General features: G+C 64.2%; 27 protein-coding genes. All 27 read right to left on the reverse strand.

Annotated elements, in window-relative coordinates:
• Nucleotides 1–2: 2 nt before the first annotated feature.
• Nucleotides 3–398, reverse strand: a complete 396-nt coding sequence (locus ACYUME_RS18380; protein ID WP_279884203.1) for a DUF2802 domain-containing protein — start codon at nucleotides 396–398, stop codon at nucleotides 3–5.
• A 1-nt stretch (nucleotide 399) separates the two neighbouring features.
• Nucleotides 400–879: a chemotaxis protein CheW gene (locus ACYUME_RS18385; RefSeq protein WP_003254393.1), complete on the reverse strand. Its 480-nt coding sequence runs from the start codon at nucleotides 877–879 to the stop codon at nucleotides 400–402.
• Nucleotides 880–946: 67 nt separating this feature from the next.
• A complete protein-coding gene (locus ACYUME_RS18390; RefSeq protein WP_460416196.1) occupies nucleotides 947–1,855 on the reverse strand; it encodes a CheW domain-containing protein in 909 nt (302 codons plus the stop codon).
• Nucleotides 1,855–2,643 carry a ParA family protein gene (locus tag ACYUME_RS18395; RefSeq protein ID WP_279884206.1) on the reverse strand — a complete coding sequence of 263 codons (789 nt, stop codon included), beginning with the start codon at nucleotides 2,641–2,643 and terminating at the stop codon, nucleotides 1,855–1,857. Before ACYUME_RS18395 ends, ACYUME_RS18390 begins: the two co-directional genes overlap by 1 nt.
• A 78-nt stretch (nucleotides 2,644–2,721) precedes the next feature.
• Nucleotides 2,722–3,579: a flagellar motor protein MotD gene (gene motD, locus ACYUME_RS18400; RefSeq protein WP_460416198.1), complete on the reverse strand. Its 858-nt coding sequence runs from the start codon at nucleotides 3,577–3,579 to the stop codon at nucleotides 2,722–2,724.
• Between the two features lie 3 nt (nucleotides 3,580–3,582).
• Nucleotides 3,583–4,323: a flagellar motor protein gene (locus ACYUME_RS18405; RefSeq protein ID WP_279884210.1), complete on the reverse strand. Its 741-nt coding sequence runs from the start codon at nucleotides 4,321–4,323 to the stop codon at nucleotides 3,583–3,585.
• The gene (locus ACYUME_RS18410) at nucleotides 4,323–5,444 is read right to left on the reverse strand and encodes a protein-glutamate methylesterase/protein-glutamine glutaminase (RefSeq protein ID WP_460416200.1); all 1,122 of its coding nucleotides are present in this window, start codon (nucleotides 5,442–5,444) and stop codon (nucleotides 4,323–4,325) included. The genes ACYUME_RS18405 and ACYUME_RS18410 overlap by 1 nt, the downstream gene beginning before the upstream one ends.
• A 45-nt stretch (nucleotides 5,445–5,489) precedes the next feature.
• Complete coding sequence (locus ACYUME_RS18415) at nucleotides 5,490–7,685, reverse strand: chemotaxis protein CheA (RefSeq protein ID WP_460416201.1); 2,196 nt, start codon at nucleotides 7,683–7,685, stop codon at nucleotides 5,490–5,492.
• Between the two features lie 12 nt (nucleotides 7,686–7,697).
• Nucleotides 7,698–8,486: a protein phosphatase CheZ gene (locus ACYUME_RS18420; RefSeq protein ID WP_279884215.1), complete on the reverse strand. Its 789-nt coding sequence runs from the start codon at nucleotides 8,484–8,486 to the stop codon at nucleotides 7,698–7,700.
• Between the two features lie 18 nt (nucleotides 8,487–8,504).
• The gene (locus tag ACYUME_RS18425; RefSeq protein ID WP_178125875.1) at nucleotides 8,505–8,879 is read right to left on the reverse strand and encodes a chemotaxis response regulator CheY; all 375 of its coding nucleotides are present in this window, start codon (nucleotides 8,877–8,879) and stop codon (nucleotides 8,505–8,507) included.
• 103 nt (nucleotides 8,880–8,982) lie between these two features.
• On the reverse strand, nucleotides 8,983–9,723 hold the full coding sequence (gene fliA, locus ACYUME_RS18430) for an RNA polymerase sigma factor FliA (RefSeq protein ID WP_279804621.1): 741 nt from the start codon (nucleotides 9,721–9,723) through the stop codon (nucleotides 8,983–8,985).
• Nucleotides 9,720–10,553 (reverse strand): flagellar synthesis regulator FleN, encoded by an 834-nt coding sequence (gene fleN / locus ACYUME_RS18435; RefSeq protein WP_279804622.1) that lies wholly within the window; start codon nucleotides 10,551–10,553, stop codon nucleotides 9,720–9,722. Before fleN ends, fliA begins: the two co-directional genes overlap by 4 nt.
• 114 nt (nucleotides 10,554–10,667) lie before the next feature.
• Nucleotides 10,668–11,978, reverse strand: coding sequence for a flagellar biosynthesis protein FlhF (flhF, locus tag ACYUME_RS18440; protein WP_460416203.1), 1,311 nt, complete (start codon nucleotides 11,976–11,978; stop codon nucleotides 10,668–10,670).
• Between the two features lie 11 nt (nucleotides 11,979–11,989).
• Nucleotides 11,990–14,119, reverse strand: coding sequence for a flagellar biosynthesis protein FlhA (gene flhA / locus ACYUME_RS18445; protein ID WP_279884219.1), 2,130 nt, complete (start codon nucleotides 14,117–14,119; stop codon nucleotides 11,990–11,992).
• Between the two features lie 979 nt (nucleotides 14,120–15,098).
• Nucleotides 15,099–16,241, reverse strand: a complete 1,143-nt coding sequence (gene flhB / locus ACYUME_RS18450) for a flagellar biosynthesis protein FlhB (protein WP_279882030.1) — start codon at nucleotides 16,239–16,241, stop codon at nucleotides 15,099–15,101.
• 2 nt (nucleotides 16,242–16,243) lie between these two features.
• The gene (gene fliR, locus ACYUME_RS18455; protein WP_279882033.1) at nucleotides 16,244–17,020 is read right to left on the reverse strand and encodes a flagellar biosynthetic protein FliR; all 777 of its coding nucleotides are present in this window, start codon (nucleotides 17,018–17,020) and stop codon (nucleotides 16,244–16,246) included.
• Nucleotides 17,021–17,027: 7 nt separating this feature from the next.
• Nucleotides 17,028–17,297: a flagellar biosynthesis protein FliQ gene (fliQ, locus tag ACYUME_RS18460; protein ID WP_279804628.1), complete on the reverse strand. Its 270-nt coding sequence runs from the start codon at nucleotides 17,295–17,297 to the stop codon at nucleotides 17,028–17,030.
• A 21-nt stretch (nucleotides 17,298–17,318) separates the two neighbouring features.
• Nucleotides 17,319–18,074 carry a flagellar type III secretion system pore protein FliP gene (gene fliP, locus ACYUME_RS18465; RefSeq protein WP_279882036.1) on the reverse strand — a complete coding sequence of 252 codons (756 nt, stop codon included), beginning with the start codon at nucleotides 18,072–18,074 and terminating at the stop codon, nucleotides 17,319–17,321.
• Nucleotides 18,074–18,511, reverse strand: a complete 438-nt coding sequence (fliO, locus tag ACYUME_RS18470) for a flagellar biosynthetic protein FliO (protein ID WP_279882148.1) — start codon at nucleotides 18,509–18,511, stop codon at nucleotides 18,074–18,076. The genes fliP and fliO overlap by 1 nt, the downstream gene beginning before the upstream one ends.
• A gap of 12 nt (nucleotides 18,512–18,523) precedes the next feature.
• Nucleotides 18,524–18,982, reverse strand: a complete 459-nt coding sequence (gene fliN, locus ACYUME_RS18475; protein ID WP_279882038.1) for a flagellar motor switch protein FliN — start codon at nucleotides 18,980–18,982, stop codon at nucleotides 18,524–18,526.
• 46 nt (nucleotides 18,983–19,028) lie between these two features.
• Complete coding sequence (fliM, locus tag ACYUME_RS18480; RefSeq protein WP_279804633.1) at nucleotides 19,029–19,997, reverse strand: flagellar motor switch protein FliM; 969 nt, start codon at nucleotides 19,995–19,997, stop codon at nucleotides 19,029–19,031.
• Nucleotides 19,998–20,007: 10 nt separating this feature from the next.
• A complete protein-coding gene (fliL, locus tag ACYUME_RS18485) occupies nucleotides 20,008–20,505 on the reverse strand; it encodes a flagellar basal body-associated protein FliL (RefSeq protein ID WP_279882039.1) in 498 nt (165 codons plus the stop codon).
• Between the two features lie 186 nt (nucleotides 20,506–20,691).
• The gene (locus ACYUME_RS18490; protein ID WP_460416205.1) at nucleotides 20,692–22,011 is read right to left on the reverse strand and encodes a flagellar hook-length control protein FliK; all 1,320 of its coding nucleotides are present in this window, start codon (nucleotides 22,009–22,011) and stop codon (nucleotides 20,692–20,694) included.
• Nucleotides 22,012–22,084: 73 nt separating this feature from the next.
• Entirely contained in the window at nucleotides 22,085–22,381 is a 297-nt protein-coding gene (locus ACYUME_RS18495; protein ID WP_460419389.1) for an Hpt domain-containing protein, read from the reverse strand.
• Between the two features lie 108 nt (nucleotides 22,382–22,489).
• On the reverse strand, nucleotides 22,490–24,178 hold the full coding sequence (locus ACYUME_RS18500) for a fused response regulator/phosphatase (protein ID WP_279882044.1): 1,689 nt from the start codon (nucleotides 24,176–24,178) through the stop codon (nucleotides 22,490–22,492).
• A gap of 8 nt (nucleotides 24,179–24,186) precedes the next feature.
• Nucleotides 24,187–24,492 (reverse strand): STAS domain-containing protein, encoded by a 306-nt coding sequence (locus ACYUME_RS18505; protein ID WP_460416207.1) that lies wholly within the window; start codon nucleotides 24,490–24,492, stop codon nucleotides 24,187–24,189.
• Nucleotides 24,493–24,793: 301 nt separating this feature from the next.
• Nucleotides 24,794–25,246 (reverse strand): flagellar export protein FliJ, encoded by a 453-nt coding sequence (gene fliJ / locus ACYUME_RS18510; RefSeq protein ID WP_279882050.1) that lies wholly within the window; start codon nucleotides 25,244–25,246, stop codon nucleotides 24,794–24,796.
• Nucleotides 25,247–25,250 lie beyond the last annotated feature (4 nt).

Here is a 25,250-nt window from a genome sequence, read left to right on the forward strand (position 1 = left end):
CTTCACTCGCCCCGGTGCAGCTTGCTCATCAGCTGCGCCTCGGCCTGGGTCAAACCGCAGGTCTGGGTCAGTTCCTCGACGCTGGCGCCCATGCCCACCAGCTTGGCCGCCTGGGTGAAGGTAACGCTGTTCGGATCACGTTGCTCGAGCTGCTGCAGCTTCTCGGGCAGCGGCGCCACCACCGCGCGCAGCTCGTGGATCGCCTCGCCCATGCGCACGGTACCGTTCTGGTAGTCGTCCAGGCGCTTGGCCAGGTCCTTGATGCGCTGGTCACGCAGCGCATCGCCCAGGGCCTGCTGGGCGGCCAGCTCACGCTGGCGCTTGCTGTAGTTGAGGAAGAACCACAGGCTCAGTGCCCAGAGCAGCGCCAGGAAGATGACAGCAACCTCGAAGATCAACTCAGATGTTCTCCAGCTCGGACCACTCTTCCTCGGTCATCATCTTGTCCAGCTCGACCAGGATCAGCAGCTCGCCGTTCTTGTTGCACACGCCCTGGATGAACTTGGCCGACTCTTCGTTGCCGACATTCGGCGCGGTCTCGATCTCCGACTGGCGCAAATAGACCACCTCGGCGACGCTGTCGACGAGAATGCCGACCACCTGCTTGTCCGCTTCGATGATCACGATACGGGTGTTGTCGGTGACTTCGGTCGGCATCAGGCCGAAGCGCTGGCGGGTGTCGATCACCGTCACCACGTTGCCGCGCAGGTTGATGATGCCCAGCACGTAGCTGGGGGCGCCCGGAACCGGGGCGATCTCGGTGTAGCGCAGGACTTCCTGCACCTGCATCACGTTGATGCCGTAGGACTCGTTGTCCAGACGGAAGGTGACCCACTGCAGGATCGGATCTTCGGAACCTTGTGCAGACGACTTTTTCATTCCCCTAGCCCTCTAAGTCCGCCATTGGCGGTGTGCTCTGTGTGGCCGCGGCAGTAGCGGCGTTGTTTCAGTTGTGTTTGGTGTTCAGTTGCTTGACCGCGCCGCTGGCGATCAACTCGGCCAGTTCGGCGACATCGAGCAGCGCGCACATGTGTTCGATCACCGTGCCGGCCAGCCACGGCCGTTGGCCGCGTTGGCTGCGCCACTTGATCTCGGCCGGATCCAGGCGCAGCGAGCGGCTGACCTGGTGCACGGCCAATCCCCATTCGTAGCCCTGCACGGAAATCACGTACTGCAGGCCCTGGCGGAAATCGTCGCGGTAGCGGTCCGGCATCACCCAGCGGGCGGTATCCAGCACCTTGAGGTTGCCCGCCTGACACGTGAGGATGCCCAGGAACCAGTCCGGCTGGCCGAACAGCGGCGTCAGCTCCTGTCCCGCGAGGCTGTAGATCGAGCCCAGGCACACCAGCGGTACCGCCAGGGTCAGTCCGGCGACATCGAACAGCAGGCACTCGAACGGCTCGGCGGCCCATGTCGGACGCCCGTCGACCGTCGCCGGTGGCGTCGGCGCGCCAGGTGCTGGCACATGCAGATCGACCAGCGGCGCGACGGGCTCGATGGACGGCGTGTCGGTCGCCAGCGCAACGCTGGTATCGACCGCGACTTCGGTTTCTACGACGCTGACGACAGGCGGTTCCAGAGGCCGCGCAGGCGGCAGAGTGATCGGCAGGACCTGTACCGGTGGTTCGGCAAAAGGCCGCGCAAGCGCTCCATCGGACACGGTCTGGCGCTGCGCATCGCGCGCCTGTTCCTCACGGACCGCCGCCTCGAATTCGTCGCGCGATTGCTGTTCGATCGGCGGCGCGTCAAGTGCCTCGGGCAGCTCGACGAATTCGGTCGCCTCCTGCAGCAACCCATCGAGATAGGACTGCAGGGCCATCTGGGGTTTGGAAATAATCTCGCGGGGCTGATTCATCACGCCACCTGCAGCGAAGCGCGATAGGTGAGCAGGTGCTTGAGCAGCGCCCGGTAGGCCACCACGCCACGGCTCTTGCCGTCGAACTGCGACGGTGTGAGGCCATTGCGGCTGGCATCGCGCAGACGCGTGTCGACGGGAATGTATCCCTGCCAGACCTGGTCGCCGTAGGTATCGCGCAGCACCTTCAGCGTGCCGAGCGAAGCCTGGGTTCGGCGGTCGAACAAGGTCGGAACGATCTGGTACGGCAGCGCCTGCTTGCGTGAGCGGTTGATCATGCCCAGGGTGCTGACCATGCGTTCCAGGCCCTTGACCGCGAGAAACTCTGTCTGCACCGGGATCACCAGTTGCTGGCTGGCGGCCAGGGCGTTGACCATCAGTACGCCCAACAAGGGCGGGCTGTCGATCAAGGCGAAGTCGAAATCCTGCCACAGCTGCGCCAGACTCTTGGCGATCACCAGGCCCAGGCCGCTCTGACCGGGCGACTGACGCTCCAGCACGGCCAGCGCGGTGCTCGACGGCAGCAGCGAGATGCGCTCGTCGCTGGTCGGCAGCAACAGCTGGCCAGGCAAGCCTTCGGGCACCGCGCCCTTGTGCAGGAACAGGTCGTAGCAGCTGTGCTCCAGCGCGTCGGGATTGTGCCCGAAGTAGCTGGTCATCGAGCCGTGCGGGTCGAGGTCGACGACGACCACGCGCTTGCCCGCCTCGGCCAGCAGGCCAGCGAGGGCGATGGTGGTGGTGGTCTTGCCGACGCCACCCTTTTGATTGGCTACTGCCCAGACTCTCATCGTGCGTTGCTTCCTCCCGGGATGGCCGCCTGCCCTGCCGGGAACGGTGTGAAATTCAATGACGGGGATTTGACGGAATCATCCCCCGGTCGACGGTGCTGGCGTGGCTGGTGCACTTTGTGTGCCAGCCCGCCGCAACGCGGCATCCGGGGTGGCGTTGGCGCTACCGCTGCCGGTCAGGCTGCGGCGCACTTCAAGATTGCGCGAAATCACCAGCACCACGCGACGGTTGCGCGAACGACCTTCGGCGGTGTCGTTGCTGGCCACCGGCTGGTACTCGCCGTAGCCGACCGAGGCCATCCGTGCCGGGTTGACCCCTTCCATGGCCAGCAGGCGCACGATGCTCGCCGCCCGCGCCGACGACAGCTCCCAGTTGGTCGGGTACTGAGCGGTGCGGATCGGCAGGTTGTCGGTGAACCCCTCGACATGCACGGGGTTGGCGAACGGCTTGAGGATCTTCGCCACCTTCTCGATGATCGTGAAGGCGGAATCGCTGGGCATTGCGTCGGCACTGGCGAACAGCAGCGAGGAATTGAGCTCGATCTCCACCCACAGTTCGTTGCCGCGCACGGTCATCTGGTCGGACTTGATCAGGTCGCCGAAGGCATCGCGCACATCGTCGCTGATGCGCTTGAGCGGCTCGACGCTGGCCTGCGCCAGGCCCGCGTCGGTCTGCTCGCTGTCCTTGATCAGCGGCTCGGCCGGCTTGACGCTGAGCGGTCGCTCCTCGCCGATGGGGATCGGTTTCATGCTCCGGTCAGGATCGTTGAACACCCCGAGCAACGCCTGGGAAATCACCTTGTACTTGCCCTCGTTGATCGAGGAAATCGAGTACATGACCACGAAGAAGGCGAACAGCAAGGTGATGAAGTCGGCATACGACACCAGCCAGCGTTCGTGGTTTTCATGCTCCTCGGTATGACGACGGCGGGCCATGGCCTACTCCATGAAGCCTTGCAGCTTCAGTTCGATCGAGCGCGGGTTTTCGCCTTCGGCGATCGACAGCAGGCCCTCGAGCAGCATCTCGCGGTAGCGCGACTGGCGCAGGGTGAGGGCCTTGAGCTTGTTGGCGACCGGCAGCAGGATCAGGTTGGCGCTGGCCACGCCATAGATGGTGGCGACGAAGGCCACGGCAATGCCGTTGCCCAATTGCGAAGGATCGGCCAGGTTTCCCATCACATGGATCAGGCCCATCACCGCACCGATGATGCCGATGGTCGGCGCATAGCCGCCCATGCTCTCGAACACCTTGGCGGCCTGGATATCACGGCTTTCCTGGGTCAGGAAATCGACTTCGAGAATGCTGCGGATGGCCTCCGGCTCGGCGCCATCGACCAACAGTTGCAGGCCCTTGCGCGCGTACGGATCGGGCTCGGCATCGGCCACGCCCTCCAGGCCCAGCAGCCCCTCCTTGCGCGCGGTCAGGCTCCAGTTCACCACCCGGTCGATGCCACCGGCCAGGTCCACCCGTGGCGGGAAGAAAATCCAGCGCACGATCTGCAGCGCGCGCTTGAACGACGACAGCGGCGATTGCAGCAGCGCCGCCGCCAGGGTGCCGCCGAGCACGATCAGGGCCGCCGGGCCATTGAGCAGCGCGCCGGCGTGGCCACCTTCGAGGAAGTTGCCACCGACGATGGCGACGAAGGCGAGGATCAGGCCGATAAGGCTCAGGACATCCATCAGCCGCACGCCTCGACCAGATGCTTGCCGATCTCGTCCAGGCTGTACACGGCATCGGCCAGGTTGGCCTTGACGATGGCCATCGGCATGCCATAGATCACGCAGCTGGCTTCATCCTGCGCCCACACGGTGCTGCCGCCCTGCTTGAGCAGGCGCGCGCCCTCGCGGCCATCGGCGCCCATGCCGGTGAGGACTACCGACAGTACCTTGTCGCCATAGGACTTGGCCGCGGAACCGAAGGTGATGTCCACGCAGGGCTTGTAGTTCAGGCGCTCGTCACCCGGCAGAATCTTCACCGTGCCACGGCCGTCGACCATCATCTGCTTGCCGCCCGGGGCCAGCAGCGCCAGGCCTGGGCGCAGCACGTCACCGTCCTCGGCTTCCTTGACATTGATCTTGCACAGCTTGTCCAGGCGTTCGGCGAACGCCTTGGTGAAGGCCGCCGGCATGTGCTGGATCAGCACGATGGGCGCCGGGAAATTGGCCGGCAGCTGGGTAAGCACGCGCTGCAGGGCCACCGGCCCACCCGTGGAGGTGCCGATGGCGACCAGCTTGTAGGGCTTGCGCTTGGGCGCCGGCGAATGGCTGGCCGGCGCTGCCACGGTACGCGCCGCAGGCGCCGGCCGCGAGGCCGTGCTGGTGAAGCTGCTGGCCGGCGCATGGCTGCTGGCCGACACCGGTGCAGCGCTGGGCGCCGGGCTGGAATAGCCGCTGAAACGTCGGTTGCTGCGCGAGATGGTGTGGACCTTCTCGCACAGCATCTGCTTGACCTTCTCCGGGTTGCGGGAGATGTCCTCGAAGTTCTTCGGCAGGTAGTCGACCGCGCCGGCATCCAGGGCGTCGAGGGTGACGCGGGCGCCTTCGTGGGTCAGCGAGGAGAACATCAGCACCGGTGTCGGGCAGCGTTGCATGATGTGCCGCACCGCGGTGATGCCATCCATCATGGGCATCTCGTAGTCCATGGTGATGACATCGGGCTTGAGCGCCAGCGCCTGGTCGATCGCTTCCTTGCCGTTGGTCGCGGTGCCCACGACCTGGATCGTCGGGTCCGCCGAGAGAATTTCCGAGACACGGCGGCGGAAGAAACCGGAATCATCCACCACCAGGACCTTGACTGCCATAAACACTCCATTAGACGGCGCACCCGCCAGGGCGCGCCGCCGAAATCAAATACGCCGGGCGGCGTAACGCTTGAGCATGCTCGGAACGTCGAGAATCAGCGCGATACGGCCGTCACCGGTGATGGTCGCGCCGGACATGCCCGGGGTGCCCTGCAGCATCTTGCCCAGCGGCTTGATCACCACCTCTTCCTGGCCCACCAGCTGGTCGACGACGAAGCCGATGCGCTGGGTGCCGACCGACAGGATCACCACATGCCCCTCGCGCTGCTCCTCGTGCTCATGGTCCTGGACCAGCCAGCGCTTGAGGTAGAACAACGGCAGCGCCTTGTCGCGCACGATCACCACTTCCTGGCCGTCGACCACGTTGGTACGCGACAGGTCCAGGTGGAAGATCTCGTTGACGTTGACCAGCGGGAAGGCGAAGGCCTGGTTGCCCAGCATCACCATCAGCGTCGGCATGATCGCCAGGGTCAGCGGTACCTTGATGACGATCTTCGAGCCCTGCCCCTTGGCCGAGAAGATATTGATCGAGCCATTGAGCTGGGAGATCTTGGTCTTCACCACATCCATGCCCACGCCGCGGCCGGACACGTCGGAAATCTCGGTCTTGGTCGAGAAGCCCGGGGCGAAGATCAGGTTGTAGCAGTCGGACTCGCTCAGGCGGTCGGCAGCGTCCTTGTCCATCAGGCCCTTTTCCACGGCCTTGGCGCGCAGCACGCTCGGGTCCATGCCCTTGCCGTCGTCGGAGATCGACAGCAGGATGTGGTCGCCCTCCTGCTCGGCGGACAGCACCACCCGGCCCGTGCGGGCCTTGCCGGAAGCTTCGCGCTCGTCCGGCATCTCGACGCCATGGTCGACGGCGTTGCGCACCAGGTGCACCAGCGGGTCGGCCAGCGCCTCGACAAGGTTCTTGTCCAGGTCGGTTTCTTCGCCGACCAGCTCCAGATTGATCTCTTTCTTCAACTGCCGGGCGAGGTCGCGCACCAGGCGCGGGAAGCGCCCGAAGACCTTCTTGATCGGCTGCATGCGGGTCTTCATCACCGCGGTCTGCAGGTCGGCGGTGACTACGTCGAGGTTCGACACGGCCTTGGACATGGCCTCGTCGCCGCTGTTCAGGCCCAGGCGCACCAGGCGGTTACGCACCAGCACCAGTTCGCCGACCATGTTCATGATCTCATCCAGGCGCGCGGTATCGACGCGCACCGTGGTTTCCGCCTCGCTGGCGCCATGCTTGTCGGCGCTGGGGGCCGGGGCACGGGGCGCGGCGGCGGGTTTGGCGGCCGCAGGCGCGGGAGCCGGCTTGGCGACAGGCTTGACCTCGGCCTTCGGCGCGGCGGCCACCGCGGCGACAGGCGCTTCGGCGGCGACAGCGTCACCGGAGAACTTGCCCTTGCCGTGCAGCTGATCCAGCAGCGCCTCGAACTCGTGTTCGGTGATGTTCTCGTCGGCCGCAGCCGGCGCGGCGCTCGCCGCAGGCGCCACGGCGCCCGGCAGCGCATCGACGGCGAACGTGCCCTTGCCATGCAATTGGTCGAGCAGCGACTCGAATTCGTCGTCGGTGATCTCGTCGCTGGAGGGCGCCGCAGCAGCGGCTTCGCCGACGGCGGTTTGCGCAGAGAACTGGCCCTTGCCATGCAACTGGTCGAGCAGCGATTCGAACTCGGCATCGGTGATCTCGTCCGCATTGCCGCTGACGGTCTCACCCAGCATCTGCTCGTGAACAGCGGCCTCGGCCTTGACCGCATCGAGGGAGTCGAGCAGCTGTTCGAACTCGGTGTCGGTGATATCCGGCTCGGCGGCAGGCTCGCTCACCGGCGCGACCTCGGCCACCGCTGCCGGGGCTTCGGCGCCTCCTGGCTCGGCCAGGCGCGCCAGCGCCGCCAGCAGCTCAGGCGTGGCAGGGGTGACGTCGCTGCGCTCGCGCACCTGGCCGAACATGCTGTTGACCGTGTCGAGCGCCTCGAGCACCACGTCCATCAACTCCGCGTCGACCCGGCGTTCACCTTTGCGCAGGATGTCGAACACGTTCTCGGCGATATGGCAGCACTCCACCAGCTCGTTGAGCTGAAGGAAGCCGGCGCCCCCTTTTACAGTGTGGAAACCGCGGAAAATCGCATTGAGCAGGTCCGCGTCATCGGGCCGGCTTTCCAGCTCGACCAGTTGCTCGGACAGTTGCTCGAGGATTTCGCCGGCTTCTACCAGGAAATCCTGGAGGATTTCTTCATCGGCGCCGAAGCTCATTAAACGTGCTCCTTAAAAACCCAGGCTGGACAGCAGATCGTCGACATCGTCCTGACCGGATACGACGTCTTCACGCTTATCGGCATGAATCTGCGGACCTTCACCCCGAGTCGGATGTTTTTCTTGATCTTTTTCAGCACGCAGCTGCTGGTGGTCATGTTCGATCCCGGCAAAGCGGTCGACCTGACTGGCCATCAGCACGAGCTTGAGCAGATTGCTTTCTACTTCGGTAACCAGCGCGGTAACCCGCTTGATTACCTGGCCGGTCAGGTCCTGATAGTCCTGAGCCAGCAGAATGTCGTTGAGGTGGCCGGCAACCTTGCGATTGCCTTCGGCGCTGTGCGCCAGGAAACCGTCGACGCGCTTGACCAGCTCGCGGAATTCCGGCGCCGCCACCTCGCGGCGCATGAAGCGCTGCCAGTCGGCGGACAGGTTCTGCGCCTCGGTGGCCAGCTCGTTGAGCACCGGGGTGCTCTCCTCCACCAGGTCCATGGTGCGGTTGGCGGCGCCCTCGGTGAGACGAACCACATACGAGAGTCGCTCGGTCGCATCGGTGATCTGCGAGACTTCCTCGGCCTGCGGCATCGCCGGGTCGATCTGGAAGCTGACGATCGCGCTGTGCAGCTCGCGGGTCAGCTTGCCCACCTCCTGGTACAGACCGCGATCGCGGGTCTGGTTCAGCTGGTGGATAAGCTGCACGGCTTCGCCGAAACGGCCACGCTCGAGGCTCTCGACCAGTTCCTGGGCATGCTTCTTCAGGGTTGATTCAAACTCACCCAGAGAGTTGTTCTGTGACTCCATGGCGCCCCCTGACATGACTCAGCCGTTGACGCGCTCGAAGATCTTCTCGATCTTTTCTTTCAGCACCTGGGCGGTGAAAGGCTTGACCACGTAGCCGTTGACCCCGGCCTGGGCCGCTTCGATGATCTGCTCGCGCTTGGCCTCGGCGGTGACCATCAACACCGGCAGGTGCTTCAGTCGCTCGTCGGCGCGGACCTTGCGCAGCAACTCGATACCGGACATACCAGGCATGTTCCAGTCGGTTACCAGGAAATCGAAGTGCCCGCTCTCGAGCATCGGCAGCGCGGTATTGCCATCGTCGGCTTCCGAGGTGTTGGTGAAGCCCAGGTCACGCAACAGGTTCTTGATGATCCGCCGCATCGTCGAAAAATCGTCAACGATGAGGATTTTCATGTCTTTGTTCAATTAGACCTCCAAGCAGTCTTAAACGCGCTCGGCGCCGAGCGCGCAGTCAATCAATTCGGCACCACAAAAAACGACTGCAGCGAACCTTGGCTCAACGCGCCCGCCACTCACCCAGACGGCTGCGCAGGCGCGCCGCGCACTGGCTGTGCAGTTGGCTGACACGCGATTCGCTGACCCCCAGCACCTCACCGATTTCCTTGAGGTTCAGCTCTTCGTCGTAGTACAGCGCCAGCACCAGACGCTCGCGCTCCGGCAGGTTGGCGATGGCATCGGCCAGCGCGGCCTGGAAGCGCTCGTCCTCCAGGTCCCGCGATGGCTCCAGCTGGCCGCTGGCGCCGTCCTCGTGCAGCCCCTCGTGTTCGCCGTCCTGCAGCAAGTCGTCGAAACTAAACAGGCGACTGCCCAAGGTGTCGTTCAGAATCCCGTAGTAATCATCGAGACTCAATTGGAGTTCGGCAGCAACTTCGTGATCTTTAGCGTCGCGCCCCGTCTTTGCTTCGACACAACGAATCGCATCGCTGACCATGCGCGTATTGCGATGGACCGAACGCGGCGCCCAGTCCCCCTTGCGCACCTCGTCGAGCATGGCGCCGCGAATGCGGATGCCGGCGTAGGTCTCGAAGCTGGCGCCCTTGCTGGCGTCGTACTTGTTGGCGACTTCCAGCAGGCCAATCATGCCGGCCTGGATCAGGTCTTCCACCTGGACATTGGCCGGCAGGCGCGCCAGCAGGTGATAGGCGATACGCTTGACCAGCGGCGCGTAGCGTTCGATCAGCTCGTACTGAGCATCCTTGGACGCCTTGCTGTACATCTTGAAACCGCTCGCACTCATAGGACGGGCCCTGCACTGGTGGGCTGCACCAGGCGCTCGACGAAGAATTCAAGGTGACCGCGCGGGTTGGCAGGCAGCGGCCAGCTGTCGACCTTCTGCGCGATGGCCTTGAAGGCCAGCGCGCACTTGGACCGAGGGAAGGCTTCATAGACCGCCCGCTGCTTCTGCACCGCCTTGCGCACACATTCGTCGTAAGGCACGGCGCCGACGTATTGTAGGGCGACGTCGAGGAAGCGGTCCGTGACCTTGGTCAACTTGGCGAAGAGGTTGCGGCCCTCCTGCGGGCTCTGGGCCATGTTGGCCAGCACACGGAATCGATTCATCCCGTAATCGCGGTTGAGCAGCTTGATCAGGGCGTAGGCATCGGTGATCGAGGTCGGCTCGTCGCACACCACCAGCAGCACTTCCTGCGCGGCGCGCACGAAGCTGACCACCGATTCGCCGATGCCCGCGGCGGTGTCGATCACCAGCACATCGAGGTTGTCGCCGATGTCGCTGAAGGCCTGGATCAGGCCGGCATGCTGCGCAGGCGCCAGGTGCACCATGCTCTGCGTGCCCGAGGCCGCAGGCACGATGCGCACACCGCCGGGCCCCTGCAGCAGCACATCACGCAGCTCGCAGCGGCCCTCGATGACGTCGGCGAGGGTGCGTTTGGGCGTGAGCCCCAACAGAACGTCGACATTGGCCAGGCCCAGGTCGGCGTCCAGCAACATGACCCGACGGCCGAGCTCGGCTAGCGCCAGCGACAGGTTCACTGAAACGTTGGTCTTGCCGACGCCACCCTTGCCGCCGGTCACGGCGATTACCTGTACGGGATGCATGCTACCCATGTCTGTTCTTTACCTTGTCTCGCTTGGACCCAGGCCACATGAGGGGCTGAACACTCAAGGCCACGTACAGGCCGGGCAACCCCATGATGTAGGTACTTTGCACAGTATTCACCTTCAACCCGCGCGCTTGCCAGGGTTGTGGTAGAGATCAGCGAACATGTCGGCCATGGCCTCGTCGCTGGGCTCGTCCTGCAACTGCACGCTGACCGCACGGCTCACCAGCTGGTGCTTGCGTGGCAGCTGCAGGTCGTCAGGAATGCGCGGCCCATCGGTCAGATAGGCCACCGGCAATTCATGACTGATGGCCAGGCTCAGCACTTCGCCGAGGCAAGCCGTCTCATCGAGCTTGGTCAGGATGCACCCGGCCAGGCCACAGCGCTTGTAGCTGTGGTAGGCGGCGGTGAGCACCTGCTTCTGGCTGGTGGTCGCCAGCACCAGGTAGTTCTTGGCGGCGATGCCACGTCCGGCCAGGGTTTCCAGCTGCATGCGCAGGGCCGGGTCGCTGGCCTGCAGGCCGGCGGTGTCGATCAGCACCACGCGCTTGCGCAGCAGCGGCTCCAGCGCCTGGGCCAGGGACTCGCCCGGATCGACGTAGGTGACCGGCACGTTGAGGATGCGCCCCAGGGTCTTGAGCTGCTCCTGGGCGCCAATGCGGAAACTGTCCATGCTGACCAACGCCAGGTTGCTTGCGCCGTACTTGAGCACGTAGCGCGCGGCCAGCTTGGCCAGGGTGGTGGTCTTGCCCATGCCGGCCGGGCCGACCATGGCGATCACCCCGCCCTCCTCGATCGGTTCGATCTCGGGCACCTCGATCATCCGTGCCAGGTGCGCCAGAACCATGCGCCAGGCATGGCGCGGCTCTTCTATTCCCGCAGTCAGGTCGAGCAGCTCGCGAGCCAGCCCACCGGACAGACCCAGGCGCTGCAGGCGACGCCAGAGGTTGGCCTGTTGCGGCTTGCTGCCCTGCAACTGACCCCAGGCCAGCGAGCCCAGCTGTACTTCGAGCAGTTCGCGCAGGCCATTGAGCTCGCTGCGCATGGCATCGAACAGGCGCGGATCGACCGGCGCCGCCACAGGCGTCGACGCTGGCGCGGGCTCATCGGCATGCGGCTCGATCAGCGGCTCGGCGGCGGTCAGCGACTGGCCGGCGAACAGCTGTCGGTTACCCTCGCTGGCCTCGCTGCGCCCACTCAGTTCGGCCTGGGCGGTGACGATGCGCGACTGCGTCTTGCGCAGCTCGTCCTCGAGCTCGACGTTGGGCACACGCGGGGCCAGGGCGGACAGCTTGTAGTCCAGCGCGGCCGTCAGTTCGACACCGCCGGCGATGCGCCGGTTGCCGATGATGGCGGCATCGGAGCCCAGCTCATCCCGGACCAGCTTCATGGCCTGACGCATATCGGCGGCGAAAAAACGCTTAACTTGCATAACCCACTACCTCAGCCGTTGGGGCCCACGGTGGCAACGATGGTGACTTGCTTGTTGTCAGGTATTTCCTGATACGCCAAAACATGCAAATTCGGTACAGCCAGGCGACCGAAGCGCGACAGCATGGCGCGGATCGGGCCGGCGACCAGAAGGATGGCCGGCTGGCCCTGCATTTCCTGGCGCTGGGCCGCCTCGATCAACGAACGCTGAAGCTTCTCGGCCATGCTCGGCTCAAGAAGAACACCCTCTTCCTGACCCTGCCCGGCCCTTTGCAGACTATTGAGCAAGATTTGTTCCAACCTTGGTTCCAGGGTGATCACAGGCAGCTCGGACTCAACACCGACAATGCTTTGCACGATAGCGCGACACAATCCGACCCGCACGACCGCCACCAACGCGGCGGTATCTTGACTCTTCATCGCGTTATTGGCGATGGCCTCGGCAATGCTGCGAATATCACGCACCGGCACCTGCTCGGCAAGCAATGCCTGCAAGACCTTGAGCAGCCCCGACAAGGAAATGACACCCGGCACCAGCTCTTCGGCCAACTTTGGCGATGCCTTGGCCAGTACCTGCAGCAGTTGCTGGACCTCCTCGTGACCTATCAGCTCATGACAATGCTTCTGCAGTATCTGGTTGAGGTGGGTGGCGACCACGGTGCTGGCGTCGACCACCGTGTAGCCCAGCGATTGTGCCTGCGCGCGCTGGCCGACATCGATCCAGACCGCTTCCAGGCCGAAGGCCGGGTCGCGCGCGGCGATGCCGTTGAGGGTGCCGAACACCTGGCCCGGATTGATTGCCAGTTCACGGTCCGGGTAGATCTCGGCCTCCGCCAGGATCACCCCCATCAGCGTCAGGCGATAGGCACTGGGCTGCAGGTCGAGGTTGTCGCGGATGTGCACGGTGGGCATGAGAAAGCCCAGGTCCTGGGAGAGCTTCTTGCGCACACCCTTGATCCGCGCCAGCAACTGCCCGCCCTGGTTGCGGTCCACCAGCGGGATCAGGCGGTAGCCGACCTCGAGGCCGATCATGTCGATGGGCGTGACGTCATCCCAGCCCAGCTCCTTGGTCTCCATCGCACGCTGCGGCGAGGGCAGCAGGTCTTGCTGGCGCTGGGCCTCCTGCTGAGCGGCCAGCTTGGCTTTCTGCTGCTTCTTCCAGACGAAGTAGGCACCACCGCCCGCCAACGCGCCCAGGCTGAGGAAGGCGACGTGGGGCATGCCCGGCACCAGGCCCATGATGATCATCAGCGCGCCAGAGACGGCCAGGGCCTTGGGCGAGTCGAACATCTGCCGATTGATGAGCTTGCCCATGTCTTCCGAGCCGGAGGCACGGGTGACCATGATCGCGGCGGCGGTGGACAGCAGCAGCGATGGCAATTGCGCCACCAAACCGTCACCGATGGTCAGCAGGGCGTAGACCTTGCCGGCGTCGCTGAAGGTCATGCCGTGCTGCAGCATGCCGATGAGCATGCCGCCGATCAGGTTGATGAACAGGATCAGCAGGCCGGCGATGGCGTCGCCGCGAACGAACTTGCTGGCGCCGTCCATGGAGCCGTAGAACTCGGCTTCCTGGGCGACTTCGGAGCGGCGGGCCTTGGCCTGGGCCTGGTCGATGAGGCCGGCATTGAGGTCGGCGTCGATGGCCATCTGCTTGCCGGGCATGGCGTCGAGGGTGAAGCGCGCGCTCACCTCGGAGATGCGTCCGGCACCCTTGGTCACCACCACGAAGTTGATGATCATGAGGATGGCGAAGACCACCGCGCCGACCACGTAGTTGCCGCCGATCACCACCTCACCGAAGGCCTGGATCACCTTGCCCGCGGCGCCGTGGCCTTCCTGGCCGTGGAGCATGACCACGCGGGTGGAGGCCACGTTCAACGCCAGGCGCAGCAGGGTCGCCACCAGCAGGATGGTCGGGAAGGCGGCGAAATCCAGTGGGCGCAGGGCATAGACGCAGACCAGCAGGACCACGATGGACAGGGCGATGTTGAAGGTGAAGAACACGTCGAGCAGGAACGGCGGGATCGGCAGCATCATCATTGCCAGCATCACCAGCAACAGCAGCGGCACGCCGACGTTGCCCCGGCCGAGACCGGCCAGGTTGTTACGGGCGTTGCTGATTAACTGAGTGCGATCCACCGCGATTCCTCTTCAGGCAAAACTTTGACGCCTGGGTGGCGCCTGGCGCTGCCTCTGCAAGAAGCTTTCCAACTTTTTCCAGGCTGGGGAAATCGGGGCTTTGGCTTTGGCCTCAAGAGAGTGGGTTTTGATTTTTTTATGCGCATTCATTGGCGATGGTGACGCACAGTCACCTTTCCGCCCTTACGGCGGGTTACTTTTTGAAGGATCAAAAAGTAACCAAAAAATCCTCGCTCCATTCATCCGGCCCCTACGCTTCGCTCCGGGGTTCCCTCGCTCCGTTCTTGCTCCCGGGAGGACCGCGCTGAACGGCCCATCCTGGGCCGCAGCGCTTGACGGGCATCCATGCCCGTCACCTCCCTTCGCAAGAACTCCGCTCGGCCTCCTGAAGTCGCAATTGGCGGCGCTTGAACTAGCGCGCGCTTAGAAGCAAGAGCAAGAGCAAGAGCAGAAACTTCAAATTAGCTCTTGGCAGTTATTTATATATTGGTTGTTCCGGCCCTTTCGCGGGTAAACCCGCTCCCACAGGAGAGTGGTGCAAGTTGAAAATGTGCATAACCCTGTGGGAGCGGGTTTACCCGCGAAAGGGCCCTGGAGATCACAGAAGTGCAACTAGCGTCAGCTGCGCCAGCCCAGTCGCCGCCCGTAACTTCGCGACTTCAGGAGGCCGAACGCAGGCCTTGCGGAGGGAGGTGACGGGCATGGATGCCCGTCAAGCGCTGCGGCCCAGGATGGGCCGTTCAGCGCGGTCCTCCCGGGAGCAAGGCCGGAGTGAGGGGACCCGGAGCGAAGCGTAGGGCCGGATGAATGGAGCGCAGCGTTTTTTGGTTACTTTTTGTCGCGTTTGACAAAAAGTGACCCGCCGTAAGGGCGGAAAGGTGACTATGCGTCGACATCGCAAATGAATGCGCATACAACTTTCAAAACAACCCAAAAACCCAATAACCCAATAACCCAATAACCCAATAACCCAATAACCTCAACTATCCCGCCGCAAATCATCAGGAATAGGCAGATCCTTCTTCAACGGCTCCGGCGCCTTCCCCCGCCCAGCCCGATACTGCCGAATCTGGAACACATAGGCCAACACCTGCGCCACCGCCAGGTACAACCCCGCAGGAATCTCCTGCTCGATCTCGGTCGAGTAGTAAATGGCCCGCGCCAGGGCCGGTGACTCAAGGATCTGCACCTTGTGCTCAACCCCGATCTCACGCATCTTCAGGGCCAGGAAGTCAGTCCCCTTGGCCAGCAGCAAAGGCGCCGTACCGCCCTTCTCCGGGTCGTACTTCAAGGCCACCGCGTAATGAGTCGGGTTGGTGATGATCACATCCGCCTCGGGCACCGCCGCCATCATCCGCCGCTGCGACATCTCCCGTTGCAGCTGGCGAATCCGCTGCTTGACCTCAGGCTTGCCCTCGCTGTCCTTGTACTCGTCCTTGACCTCCTGCTTGGTCATCTTCATCTTCTTGTGCGACTGGAACAGCTGGTAAGGCACATCGAGCCCGGCGATCAGCAGCAACCCCGCCGCCATCCACAAAGCGCTCCAGCCCACCACCTGCACGGCATGGATGATCGCCTGCTCCATCGGCTCGTTGGCGATGGCCAGCAGCGCCTCCCGGTCGCTGGCCAGCACCAGCAACGCCACCATCAGGATCATGATGAACTTGGCGACTGCCTTGAGCAGCTCGGTGAGCGCATTCATCGAGAACATGCGCTTGATCCCGGACAACGGATTCATGCGACTGAACTTCGGCTGCAGCAGACTCCCGGAGAACAGGAAACCACCCAGCGCGATCGGCGCGACGAAAGAGATGACGAACAGCAAGATCAGGATCGGCTGCACCGACCAGATCGCCATCTTGCCCGACGCCAGCAGGAACGCGCCCATGCTCCGCTCATCGACGATCACTTCACGGGTCAGGCTGAAATTCATGCGCATCAGGGTCATCAGGGTTTCCGCCAGATAACCGCCAAACGCCAGCAAGCCACCGGCACCGGCCAGGGTCACCGCGACCGTGTTCAGCTCCTTGGAGCGGGCAACCTCACCCTTCTCGCGCGCGTCACGCTTGCGCTTCTCGGTGGGCTCCTCTGTCTTGTCCTGACCGCTTTCGCTCTCTGCCATGCTCAGCGCGCCCGTGCCAGTTCACGCAGCCACTGCAGCGCTTCGCTGGCCAGTGCCTGGTAATGGGGGAGAATGTCGGCCAGGCCGACCCAGAAGATGCCCATGCCCAACACCAGGGTGAGCGGGAAACCGATGGAGAAGATGTTCAGCTGCGGCGCGGCGCGGGTCATTACGCCAAAAGCGATGTTGACCACCAGCAGCGCGGCGATCGCCGGCAGGATCAGCAACAGCGCCGCCGCCATCACCCAGCTCAGGCGCCCAGCCATCTCCCAGAAATGATTGACCACCAGGGCACTGCCCACCGGCAGCGTGGTGAAGCTCTCGGTCAGCACCTCGAACACCACCAGGTGGCCGTTCATCAGCAGGAACAGCACGCTCACCAGCATGGTCATGAACTGGCTGATCACCGTGACGTTGACGCCGTTGGCCGGATCGACCATGGAGGCGAAGGCCATGCCCATCTGCACCGCGACAATCTGCCCGGCGATGACGAAGGCCTGGAACAGCAACTGCAGGGAGAACCCGAACAACGCCCCGACGATGACCTGCTCGAAGCACAGCAGCACGCCACGCAAGCTGAGCGGATCGATCTCGGGTAGCGGCGGCAGGCCCGGCACGATGACCACGGTGATCGCCACGGCCGCATACAGACGCACCCGTGCCGGCAGCATCTTGGTGCCGAAGATCGGCATGGTCATCAGCACCGCCATTACCCGGAACAGCGGCAGGATGAAGGTGGCGACCCAGGTGCCGATCTGCGTGTCGGTCAGCTCCAGCATGGCGCCCTCAACCGATCAGGTGCGGAATGCTGGTGTACAGGCCCGTGAAGTACTCCATGAACTTCTGCACCAGCCACGGCCCGGCGATGATCAGCGTGACCAACATCACCAACAGACGCGGCAGGAAGCTCAGGGTCTGTTCGTTGATCTGCGTGGCGGCCTGGAACATCGCCACCACCAGGCCAACCAGCAGGCTCGGCACCACCAGCACGGCGACGATCAGGGTGGTCAGCCACAGCGCGTCACGGAACAGATCGACAGCGACTTCAGGGGTCATGCGAGGTTCTCCTTGGCAACGTCAGACGCCGCCGAAACTACCGGCCAGGGTCCCCATGATCAGCGCCCAGCCATCGACCAGCACGAACAGCATGATCTTGAACGGCAGCGAGATGATCAGCGGCGACAGCATCATCATGCCCATGGCCATCAGCACGCTGGCGACCACCATGTCGATGATCAGGAACGGGATGAAGATCATGAAACCGATCTGGAACGCGGTCTTGAGCTCGGAGGTGACGAACGCCGGCACCAGGATGGTCAGCGGCGCCTGGTCGGGCCCAGCGATGTCGGTGCGCTTGGACAGGCGCATGAACAGATCGAGATCGCTCTGCCGGGTCTGCGCCAGCATGAAGTCCTTCAACGGCCCCTGGGCCTTGTCGATGGCCTGCTGGGCGGTCATCTGCTCGGCCAGGTAAGGCTGCAGGGCATCCTTGTTCACCCGATCGAACACCGGCGCCATGATGAACAGGGTCAGGAACAGCGCCATGCCAGTGAGCACCTGGTTCGACGGCGTCTGCTGCAGACCCAGGGCCTGGCGCAGGATGGAGAAGACGATGATGATGCGGGTGAAGCTGGTCATCAGGATGACGAACGCCGGAATGAAGCTCAGCGCCGTCATGATCAGCAGGATCTGCAGGCTGACCGAATATTCCTGCTGCCCGTCCGCCCCGCTCGACAGGGTGATGGCCGGAATCGACAGTGGGTCGGCGGCCAGGGCCAACGGCGCGGCCAGCAGCAGCGCCAGGGTCAACAACACGCGCAGTGCGCCGCTCATCACATCTTGTCCTTCTGATCCTTGCCCATCAGCTCGAGCAGCCGCTGGGCGAATTCCGGCGTGGCCTGGCGCGCCGCGGCGGGCACATCCACGGGCTCGGCCAGCACATGCAGGGCCTCGATGCTGCCCGGCGTGTGGCCGATGAGGATCTGCTCCTTGCCGACCTGCACCAGCAGCAGCCGATCGCGCGGGCCGATGGCCCGGCTGCCGACGATCTCGATGACCTGGGCACCGCGCTGGGCGTTGCCCTGCATGCGTCGCAGCAACCAGGCCAGGGCGAAGATCAGGCCGACCACCAGCAACAGGCCGAAGACCATCTGCGCCAGTTGCGCGCCCATGCCTCCCGGCAACGGAGCAGCTGGCGCCGCAGCAGGCTCGGCCGCGGCGATCACCGCCTCACTGGCCAGCAGCGCGCCAAGGGCCGTGAAACCCCGCATCATGCCCTTCACTCAGCGCAGCTTCTTGATACGTTCGCTGGGGCTGATCACGTCGGTCAGGCGGATGCCGAACTTCTCGTTGACCACCACCACCTCGCCATGGGCGATCAGCGTGCCGTTGACCAGCACATCCAGCGGCTCGCCAGCCAGGCGGTCCAGCTCGATCACCGAACCCTGGTTGAGCTGCAGCAGGTTGCGGATGCTGATTTCGGTGCTGCCCACTTCCATGGAAATGCTCACCGGAATGTCCAGGATCACATCCAGGTTCGGCCCTTCGAGGCTGACGTTGTCACTGGGTCGGGGCGAACTGGCGAACTCCTCCATCGGCAGGCGGCCCGAAGACGGCCCATCCGCGGCGAGCAAGGCGTCGATGTCGGCCTGGCCGGCGTCGCCGGTCTCTTCCAGGGCGGCCGCCCACTCATCGGCCAGGGCCTGTTCCTCGGGAGAGGTGATCTCGTTTTCGTTAGCCATGATTTCCTCGGCAGGCATTCAATACGTTAGAGCGACCGACACGCCGTCAGCGGCGTTCGATCGGGTCGATGATCTGCAGCGACAGGGTGCCCTTGTGCGAACCCAGCCGCGCCTTGAACGACGGCACGCCGTTGGCGCGCAACACCAGGTGCTCCGGCAGCTCCACCGGAATCACGTCGCCGGGCTGCATGTGCAGGATGTCGCGCAGCTTCAACTGGCGCCGGGCAACAGTGGCCGACAGCGGCACGTTCACGTCCAGCACGTCCTCGCGCAGGGCCTTGACCCAGCGCTCGTCCTGATCGTCGAGGTCGGACTGGAAGCCGGCGTCGAGCATCTCGCGCACCGGCTCGATCATCGAGTACGGCATGGTCACATGCAGGTCGCCACCACCGCCGTCGAGTTCGATGTGGAAGGTCGAGACCACCACCGCCTCGCTGGGGCCGACGATGTTGGCCATGGCTGGGTTGACCTCGGAGTTTATGTACTCGAAGTTGACCGGCATGATCGCCTGCCAGGCCTCCTTGAGGTCGACGAAGCACTGGTCCAGGACCATGCGCACCACGCGCAATTCGGTCGGGGTGAACTCACGACCCTCGATCTTGGCGTGACGGCCATCGCCACCGAAGAAGTTGTCCACCAGCTTGAACACCAGCTTGGCGTCAAGGATGAACAGCGAGGTGCCGCGCAGCGGCTTGATCTTGACCAGGTTCAGGCTGGTCGGCACATACAGCGAATGCACGTACTCGCCGAACTTCATCACCTGCACGCCGCCCACCGCCACATCGGCGGAGCGACGCAACAGGTTGAACATGCTGATGCGGGTGTAGCGGGCGAAACGCTCGTTGATCATTTCCAGGGTCGGCATGCGCCCCCGGACGATACGGTCCTGACTGGTCAGGTCGTAGCTCTTGATGCTGCCGGGCTCGGCGGCACTCTCGGTTTGTACCAGCCCATCGTCCACCCCATGCAGCAGGGCATCGATCTCATCCTGGGACAGCAGGTCCTGCACGGCCATCTATGTGCTCCTACTGCAATACGAAATTGGTGAACAGCAACTGGTCGACGACCGGCCTGCCGATTTCCTTCTGCGCCACTTCCTGCACCACCGCGGTGGCTTTCTGGCGCAGCATCTCCTGGCCGACCGCGCTGCTGGCGAGCGTGTCGAAGCCCTGGCCGGAAAACATCATCACCAGGTTGTTGCGAATCACCGGCATGTGCACCTTGAGCGCGTCGAGGTCGCTCTGGTTGCGACCCTGCATGGTGATGCTCACCTGCATGTAGCGCTGACGGCCGTTCTGGTTGAAGTTGACCACGAAGGCCGGCGCCAGCGGCTCGTAGATCGCGGCGGGCTTGACGTTGCTCTGCGCCGCCTCGGGGGCCGGCGCCGACTCGCTCTTGTGCATGAAGAACCAGGTCGCGCCCACCGACAGGCCGACCGCCAGAAGCAGGGCCAGCACCAGCAGCAGGATCAACTTGAGTTTGCCTTTAGTGGCGGGGTCTTTCACTGCGTCGCTCTTCGCCATGCCAATAATCCGTCGTCCATCGCGGTTTCAAAGAAGGATGACGTGGCTTGAGCAAGTGTTATGCCAGATTTGTCAGGCGCGAGGTGTGAATCGTCCCCGCCCCTTCGGGCCGCGCCGCCGAGCAGGGAACAGCGCTGCAAATCTCACCAGCGTGGGAGCGGGCTTGCCCCGCGACGGGACCACGCGTCAGGCGTAGTAGTCCACCGCACTGTCGCCCACCACCACCTGGTGCTCGACCGGACGCACGGCATTGCCAGGCTCCCCGCCCTCCCCGCCCGCTTCGGCGCGGCGCGCGGCAACCCCGGACAGATTCGACTCACCCTGCTGGGCCTGCTGTTGCTGCTGGCCACGGGACTGGTCGGCAACGCTGACGTCCGGTTGCGCCAAGCCCTGCTGGGCGAACATCTCGCGCAGGCGATGCACCTGGCTGTCGAGGGCATCACGCACGCCGGCATGGCCGCTGACGAAATGGATCTGGGTCGGCTGGTCCGCCGCGACATTGACGCGGATGTCCAGGCGCCCCAGTTCCGCGGGCTCCAGCTGAATGTCCGCCGACTTGAGGTTCTGGCTGGACAGGTACATGACCCGGTTGACCAAGCCTTCGGCCCAGGCACCCTGGTTCATCGCCAACGGTTGCTGCAACGGGTTCGAGGTGACCGGCACGGCATTGGCGGTCTTCGCCGTGGCGGCCTGGGTAAGGCTGGCCAGACGGTTGGCGAAATCGTCAACCCGCGTATCGCTGCCCGCAGCCTTGAGATCCTTGAGGCCATCGTCGATCAGGCCCGCGAAGGCCTTGTCGCCACGTTCGCCACGCCCGGCTTCAGCCTCGGTTTTCTCGACCATGTTCGCCAAGGTATTGACGGGGGCCGCACTCGGCTCGGCGGCCTGCGGGTTGCTGTCGAGGCGGGTGGCAGTGGCATGCGCCGAGGTCGTGCCCTTGGCCTTGGCATCCTGCTCGAGGGCCAGGCGCAATGTCGGCATGTTCGCCAGCGGGTCGGCAGCGGGATCGAACGCTTCGGCCTCTGCCGGCGTCGGCGCTGGCGGAGTCGATTGCGCGGCAGGCTGGACCGCGGCCTGCAGGACCGGCGCGACCGCTTCGGCCTGCGCCTGAAGCAACTGCGCGCCTGGCTGGGCATCGGTCACCTGGCCCGCCACCAGACTGGCATCGAGGGCTGGCGAAGCCTCCTGGCTGTCGGCGTCCTCGGCGTCGCTCAGCGCCTGAGTTTTCACATCCCCTGGCAAAACCTTGCCGTCATCGGCAACCGCTGGCGCGCCATTGGCCTGTTGCTTGCCGCTGGCGGCAGGCTCCGATTGCTGCTTGGCGCTCGCCTGCGCCGCTGGCCGGGTCGGTTTGTCATCCCGCGCAGAAACACTGTCGCGCCCCTGGCCGGCCATGACCTGATCGAAGCCGCCGCCCTGCTGCGGCTTGTCCGCCACGCCGGCAGCCGGCCGCGACACCTTGCTCACGGAGCCGGCTTGCAATAGAGGGTTGGGTGCGACAGGCATGGAAAAGTCTCCGCTCCAGCATCTGGAAAATTACGTCTGGAGCTTGGATTAGCAAGACTCGCGCCAGATATTCCTAGCTCGCGGAAATTCGTTCCCGCTCGCCACGATAGAAGCGTTGCACCTCAAGGTACTCCTGATCGATGCGGTTGATCAGGTCCTCGATGCCATAGAGCGACTGGTCGCGCACGCGCTCCTCCAGTTGCTGGCAAAGGCCGGCAAGCCCGACGGCGCCCATGTTGCTGCTGCTACCCTTGAAGCTGTGCGCGGCCAGGCCGAGCTCGCCGGCATCCTTGGCTTCATGCAGCTGGCTCAAGCGACGCTCGGAGTCCTCGAGAAAGGTTTCCAGCAATTGCAGGTACCCCTCCTCCATGACCTCGCGCAGGTCACTCAGCACCTTCTGATCGATATGCGTTTCCACTTGTTCGCTCCCTGATCAAGCCTCAGTACGCCCGAGCACGGGCAACCCGCCCGCGCGGACTCACCATTCGAACACCACCTGGGCCAGACGCCCATCCTCCAGCCACTGGGCACGGTCCGCCAAGCGTCGCACCAGGCTTACACCACGCCCACTGAACCCACGCCCCGGTGCAGCGTCAAGCACGGAGCCCACATCGAATCCTGCGCCGCTGTCACGGACCTCGATCATCAGATGCCCACCCGCGGCCCGAGGTTCCACCCGCAGGGCGATGGCAATGCAGCCGTCGACCTGTCGGGCCAGGCGCTCGCCACGCTGGCGATAGTACTCGGAGAAACCCTGGGCGTCGCGCTTGAGCCGCGAGTCCAGGCCCAGCACGCCATGCTCGAGCGCATTGGCGTAAAGCTCGCTGAGCACCGCGTGCAAACGGCCGCCACTGGGGCGCAGACCGTGAACCTCCTGCAACAGTTGCACCAGGTAGGGCACCGGATTGAAACGGCCGAGGCTTTCCCCACGCAACTCGAAGCGCATCGACCAGTCCAGCGGACTGGAGCGCCCGCTGTCGGAATAGACCACGGGCTGCGGCAATACCTGGCCCGGCTCCAGCATGCGGATGTCACACAGGCTGATGTCATCCCGAGGCCGCCCGCCGAAGCTCTCCAGCGCCGCCATCACTTCATCGAACAGACGCTCCGGACGCAGATTGCGCGCCAGCACCTGACGCAGTCGCGTGACACCGAACAGGCGCTCCTGGTCGTCTGCGGTATCGACCACGCCATCGGAAAGCAGGAACAGCCGCTCGCCCGGGGCAAGCGGCAACACCTCCGTAGTCGCATCGAACCGCTCCGGCGCCAGGATGCCCAGCGGCAGATGACGCGAAGGCAGCAATGCCAGCACCTCACCCTCGGCATCCAGTCGATAGCCATCCGGCATCCCGCCATTCCACACCTCTACCGTGGCACGCTGGAAACTCAGGTTCATCAGCAAGGCACAGCAGAACATGTCCACGGGCAGGATGCGCTTGAGCTTGGCATTCATCTCCCGCAACGTTTCAACCAGCCCGTATCCCTTGGCGGTCATGCCGTAGAACACCTCCGCCAGCGGCATCGCGCCCACCGCCGCGGGCAGGCCGTGCCCGGTGAAATCGCCCAGCAGCACGTGCATGTCGCCGGACGGCGTGAACGCGGCCAACAACAGATCGCCGTTGAACAAGGCGTAAGGGGACTGTAGATAGCGGATATTCGGCGCATTCAGACAGCCGGAATGCGCCACCTTGTCGAATACCGCCTTGGCCACCCGCTGCTCGTTGAGCAGGTGGTGGTGATGCCGGGTAATCTGGTCGCGCTGCTCGAGCACCGTGGCTTGCAGACGGCGCAGACGGTCCATGGCGCGGATCTTGGCGCCAAGGATCACCGCACTGTAGGGCTTGGCCATGAAATCGTCGCCCCCGGCTTCCAGGCAACGCACCAGCGCCTCCTCTTCGTTGAGGGAAGTGAGGAAGATGATCGGCACCAACGCCTCGCCCGCCAGCGCCTTGATCCGCCGCGCGGCTTCGAAACCATCCATCACCGGCATCAAGGCATCGAGCAGCACCAGCTGCGGCCGCCGCTCGATGAACAAGGCGACTGCCTGCTCGCCGTTCTCGGCAGTGAACACCTCGTGCCCCTGGCGCCGGACGATCTGCGCCAGCAACAGGCGATCCGCGGCTCCATCCTCGGCCACCAGTACGGTCAACGCCTGATCGGCGGGCATGACGATGCTCAACTGATATCGAACAGCTTTTCGAAGTTGGAGATAGCCAGGATCTTGCGCACGTCAGGGCTGGCATGGACCACGCGGATATCCGAGTCCTCGCCACCGACGTGATCGCGCAGCAGCAACAGCATGCCCAGCGCCGAGCTGTCGAGGTACGTGGTCTCCTTCAGGTCGACCACCACCGAGTCTGGCTTGGCGTTCCGACGCTCATAAGCGTCGCGAAACTCCTGATGCTTGCCGAAATCGAAACGACCTTTGACCCTGATCGTGAGCTTTTTCCCATCCTGTGAAAAATCAGTTTCGACTGCCATGCGAGCGATTCCTTCGATGATGGCGAATGCGACTCCTGAAGGTTTAGCAGGCGCTGGCGGCAGGTGCAAGGCGGCGGACTCGAGGTTGCATGGCGCCCCGCCGGGCTGCGCTGTTGCGCTGGGAGCCATGATTGCCCGACCAGCACACATCCTGTGGGAGCGGGTTTACCCGCGAAGCAGTGGACGCGGTGGATGGCACCGGCTTTGCCGGTGTTCGCGGCTAAAGCCGCTCCCACAGGGATCGCGCCGACCTCAAGCCTTGCTGAGTCAATACATTGTCTACAGGCACAAGCCAGGTCGATCAGGGGTGGCTCTGGCGCGGCAGGCGTTGAGAGAGTTCGTCGAGCAGCTTCTGCTCGCGCTTGTCCTCGGCCCTACGGGCTTCGTCCAGGTAACGCTGTACCAGCTTGCGCAATCCCTCGACCCGGGCATAGGCCTGCTGCCAGGTATTGCGCGCATTGTTGAGGTTGTTCTGGTGCCAGGTCATGCTCTGGCGCTGCTGGGTCATGGCCGTTTCCAGCTGCCCCAGGAAGCGCTGGTAATTGACCAGCCAGTTGCCGTCGACCCCTTGCGAGCCACGGTTGATCCACTGCTGCTGGTACGCCTCGCGAAAGCTCTCGAGCTCGGCCAGCTTGGCCTGGGCGTCGCTCAGCAGCTTCTGGAAATGCCCCAGGCGCTGGGCGGCCTTGCGCTCGGCCTCCTCGGCCATCTCGACCACCGGCGCCAGACGCGCGGCTCGGCTGGGCTGGCTCATGGCC

It is taken from the genome of Pseudomonas sp. microsymbiont 2, from assembly GCF_054788395.1.

Bases quoted from the DNA above. Each gene is read 5' to 3' on its own strand.
- ACYUME_RS18385 (WP_003254393.1), bottom strand. From the start codon at position 879: ATGAAAAAGTCGTCTGCACAAGGTTCCGAAGATCCGATCCTGCAGTGG.
- ACYUME_RS18390 (WP_460416196.1), bottom strand. From the start codon at position 1,855: ATGAATCAGCCCCGCGAGATTATTTCCAAACCCCAGATGGCCCTGCAG.
- ACYUME_RS18395 (WP_279884206.1), bottom strand. From the start codon at position 2,643: ATGAGAGTCTGGGCAGTAGCCAATCAAAAGGGTGGCGTCGGCAAGACC.
- motD (WP_460416198.1), bottom strand. From the start codon at position 3,579: ATGGCCCGCCGTCGTCATACCGAGGAGCATGAAAACCACGAACGCTGG.
- ACYUME_RS18405 (WP_279884210.1), bottom strand. From the start codon at position 4,323: ATGGATGTCCTGAGCCTTATCGGCCTGATCCTCGCCTTCGTCGCCATC.
- ACYUME_RS18410 (WP_460416200.1), bottom strand. From the start codon at position 5,444: ATGGCAGTCAAGGTCCTGGTGGTGGATGATTCCGGTTTCTTCCGCCGC.
- ACYUME_RS18415 (WP_460416201.1), bottom strand. From the start codon at position 7,685: ATGAGCTTCGGCGCCGATGAAGAAATCCTCCAGGATTTCCTGGTAGAA.
- ACYUME_RS18420 (WP_279884215.1), bottom strand. From the start codon at position 8,486: ATGGAGTCACAGAACAACTCTCTGGGTGAGTTTGAATCAACCCTGAAG.
- ACYUME_RS18425 (WP_178125875.1), bottom strand. From the start codon at position 8,879: ATGAAAATCCTCATCGTTGACGATTTTTCGACGATGCGGCGGATCATC.
- fliA (WP_279804621.1), bottom strand. From the start codon at position 9,723: ATGAGTGCGAGCGGTTTCAAGATGTACAGCAAGGCGTCCAAGGATGCT.
- fleN (WP_279804622.1), bottom strand. From the start codon at position 10,553: ATGGGTAGCATGCATCCCGTACAGGTAATCGCCGTGACCGGCGGCAAG.
- flhF (WP_460416203.1), bottom strand. From the start codon at position 11,978: ATGCAAGTTAAGCGTTTTTTCGCCGCCGATATGCGTCAGGCCATGAAG.
- flhB (WP_279882030.1), bottom strand. From the start codon at position 16,241: ATGGCAGAGAGCGAAAGCGGTCAGGACAAGACAGAGGAGCCCACCGAG.
- fliR (WP_279882033.1), bottom strand. From the start codon at position 17,020: ATGCTGGAGCTGACCGACACGCAGATCGGCACCTGGGTCGCCACCTTC.
- fliQ (WP_279804628.1), bottom strand. From the start codon at position 17,297: ATGACCCCTGAAGTCGCTGTCGATCTGTTCCGTGACGCGCTGTGGCTG.
- fliP (WP_279882036.1), bottom strand. From the start codon at position 18,074: ATGAGCGGCGCACTGCGCGTGTTGTTGACCCTGGCGCTGCTGCTGGCC.
- fliO (WP_279882148.1), bottom strand. From the start codon at position 18,511: ATGCGGGGTTTCACGGCCCTTGGCGCGCTGCTGGCCAGTGAGGCGGTG.
- fliN (WP_279882038.1), bottom strand. From the start codon at position 18,982: ATGGCTAACGAAAACGAGATCACCTCTCCCGAGGAACAGGCCCTGGCC.
- fliM (WP_279804633.1), bottom strand. From the start codon at position 19,997: ATGGCCGTGCAGGACCTGCTGTCCCAGGATGAGATCGATGCCCTGCTG.
- fliL (WP_279882039.1), bottom strand. From the start codon at position 20,505: ATGGCGAAGAGCGACGCAGTGAAAGACCCCGCCACTAAAGGCAAACTC.
- ACYUME_RS18490 (WP_460416205.1), bottom strand. From the start codon at position 22,011: ATGCCTGTCGCACCCAACCCTCTATTGCAAGCCGGCTCCGTGAGCAAG.
- ACYUME_RS18495 (WP_460419389.1), bottom strand. From the start codon at position 22,381: ATGGAGGAGGGGTACCTGCAATTGCTGGAAACCTTTCTCGAGGACTCC.
- ACYUME_RS18500 (WP_279882044.1), bottom strand. From the start codon at position 24,178: ATGCCCGCCGATCAGGCGTTGACCGTACTGGTGGCCGAGGATGGAGCC.
- ACYUME_RS18505 (WP_460416207.1), bottom strand. From the start codon at position 24,492: ATGGCAGTCGAAACTGATTTTTCACAGGATGGGAAAAAGCTCACGATC.
- fliJ (WP_279882050.1), bottom strand. From the start codon at position 25,246: ATGAGCCAGCCCAGCCGAGCCGCGCGTCTGGCGCCGGTGGTCGAGATG.